A 2,161-nucleotide genomic window follows, 5' to 3' on the forward strand; every position below is an offset into this window, starting at 1 on the left:
TCTTCAGGGCGTTGATGTTGTCGCGATAGAAGGCGTCGGGATTGGCCGTCTTCAGGGCCACCAGCATCTGGTTCATGTCCACGCCCTGCGGCGCGGTCTCGTGGGCGATGGCGGACAGCGTCTGGCCGCGCTCCACCGTGAACGTGCCATTGGCGGCCACGCGCGGCGTCGGCGCGGGCTTGGCCGGCTTGGGTTCTGCGGCCGGCGCGGGAGCGGCGGCGGTGGATTCGGTGCTGGTCGCGGCCGGCGGGCTCGCCGTGGCGCGGCGGGACGATTTGCCGGTGGACTGGGTCGGCGCGCGCGTTGCCGGCACGCTGCTGACAGCGCTGCCCGGCGGGTCGAGCAGGATGGTGAACTCGCGCAGGCTCTTGCCCGAGGCGTTGTTCACCTCGACCAGCAGGTCGAGATAGGGGTCATTGACGGGGGCGGCGCTGGTGATGCGGATCACCTTCTTGCCGTTGGCGCCATCCACCACCGCGAAGGAAAGGGGAACCGTGGGACCGGCCGCGACGCCGGCCTGGGCCGCATCCTCGGAGGAAGCCAGCCGGGCCGTGAGATTCTCCAGCTCGGCCGCGTTGGCGGGATTGAGCGGAATTTCGGCCAGCAGCGGCTGCCCGAGGGCGGATTTCACTTGGATCTGACCCAGTTCCAGCGCGGCTGCCTGGCTGCTGCCGAGGGCAAGCGCCAGCAGCATCGACAGCTTCAACGAACGATTCATCGTGTTTCCCCCGAACGACCCCGTGACGTTTTCTTATCCGCATGCCGAAAAACGGCAGCGCCTGCAACGAGGCGTCACTTTAGTTAGATACAAGCCAATCAACAATAGCGTTGATCAGTATTTACAGCACTTTGCAGGTGCTTGTTCTCGTAAAACGGTGACCCGGGGGTCGCCGCCTGCCCTCAATGCCCGGTGGACGGGGGTGCCGCCTTCGCGGCCTTCAGCTGGGCCTGGAGCTCGGCAATGGTCTGATCCTGCTGCTTGAGCTTGGCATCGGTGTCGTGAGACTTGCTTTCTTCACGCGCCACGTCGCCCTGCAGCTGCTTGAGCGCGGCCTGCTGCTTCTCGATGGCCTGATCCAACTGTTTCTGATCGGCGGCCTGTGCGGCCGGCGAGGTTGACGGCTGTGCCGCCCGAGCGGGTACCACGGATACCAGAGCGCACATCACCAACCCGGTCAGCACATGCTTCATTACAGATAGTCCTCGATCAGAAGTTCTGCGATTTGAACGGCGTTGAGCGCCGCACCCTTGCGGATGTTGTCCGCGACAATCCACAGGTCCAGGCCGCGCTCGTGCGAGATGTCCTCGCGGATGCGGCCGACGAACACCGGGTCCTGCCCGGCGGCATCACCCACCGGCGTGGGATAGCCACCGGCTTTGCGCTCGTCCATCACCACCACGCCGTCGGCGCTTTCCAGCAGTGCGCGCGCCTGCTCGGCGCTGATCTTCTCGCGCGTCTCGATGTGCACCGCCTCGGCATGGCCGTAGAACACCGGCACGCGCACCGCGGTGGGGTTCACCTGGATGGTGCGGTCTTCGAGGATCTTGCGCGTCTCCCACACCATCTTCATTTCTTCCTTGGTGTAGCCGTTGGGCTGGAAGTCGTCGATGTGCGGGATCACGTTGAAGGCGATCTGCTTGGGGAATTTCCTGGTTTCCACTTCCTGGAAGCTGAGCAGCGCGGAGGTCTGCTTGCCCAGTTCTTCCATGCCGCTGCGACCGGCGCCGGATACCGACTGGTAGGTCGCCACATTGATGCGCTCGATGCCCACGGCGCGATGGATCGGCGCCAGCGCCACCAGCATCTGCATGGTCGAGCAATTGGGATTGGCGATGATGCCGCGCGTGGTGTACTCGGCGATGGCGTGCGGGTTCACTTCGCTCACCACCAGCGGGATATCGTCCTGGTAGCGGTATTCGGAGGTGTTGTCGATCACCACGGCGCCCGCGGCAGCGGCGCGCGGCGCGTGCTCGCGGCTCACCGAACCACCAGCCGAGAAGAAGGCGATATCGACGCCGTCGAAATCGTAGTCGGCAAGGTTGCGCACGGTGACCTGTTTGCCGTCGAAGCTGATTTTCTCACCGGCGGAGCGCTCGCTGGCCAGAGGGACCAGTTCGCTGATGGGAAATTCGCGCTCGGCCAGGATCGCCAGCAGGGTCT

At 64.9% G+C, this 2,161-nt stretch carries 3 protein-coding genes; all 3 read right to left on the minus strand.

Translation table 11 applies throughout. The annotated features are described in order from the left end of the window. Positions 1 to 718, minus strand: a 718-nt coding sequence (locus AC1DMG_RS21725; RefSeq protein WP_477181112.1) for a type IV pilus assembly protein FimV, incomplete at its 3' end; no start/stop codon positions are given. A 182-nt stretch (positions 719 to 900) separates the two neighbouring features. Beyond that, positions 901 to 1,191, minus strand: coding sequence for a hypothetical protein (locus tag AC1DMG_RS21730; RefSeq protein ID WP_441603472.1), 291 nt, complete (start codon positions 1,189 to 1,191; stop codon positions 901 to 903). Then, the coding region (locus AC1DMG_RS21735; protein ID WP_477181113.1) for an aspartate-semialdehyde dehydrogenase at positions 1,191 to 2,161 on the minus strand (971 nt) is incomplete at its 5' end. The genes AC1DMG_RS21730 and AC1DMG_RS21735, both read right to left, overlap by 1 nt.

The sequence above is a fragment of the Dyella sp. 01N36 genome, from assembly GCF_056399745.1.